Annotated in this window: 1 protein-coding gene; it reads right to left on the bottom strand. The window is 65.0% G+C overall.

Features of this window, described 5'->3' with window-relative positions; genetic code table 11:
- Positions 1–354, bottom strand: a 354-nt coding sequence (locus tag AC1D0P_RS32685; RefSeq protein WP_477680516.1) for an NAD(P)/FAD-dependent oxidoreductase, incomplete at both ends; no start/stop codon positions are given.

Below are 354 nucleotides of genomic sequence, written 5' to 3'. Positions count from 1 at the left end.
TTCCAGGTCCGGCCCGTCGCCTTGCCGCGCTCGGTCGCCGCGGTACTGTCGAGCATATGGGTGGTCACCCCGACTGTTTTGGCGAAGTCGCGCCAGCGCGCCCAGCCGGCGAGCTCCTGCTCGCTGTTGCTGAGATAGAACAGACCGGAGCGCCGGAAGCCGGCATCCTCGCCGCTTTCGGCGGCAAAACTCTCCCAGAGATCGAGGCTTTTCGTGGCGATCGGCAATTCCCGCGCATCGCGATTCTGCTGCCGGCACCAGCCCCAGTTGCGGCTCGACTGCTCGGCGCCGATCAGGCCCTTCTCGATCAGGGCGACGCTCAGCCCAGATTGTGCCAGATAATATGCTGTGAAC

It is taken from the genome of Polaromonas sp. P1_G2, assembly GCF_056405515.1.
This window is presented reverse-complemented; position numbering and strand designations above follow the sequence as displayed.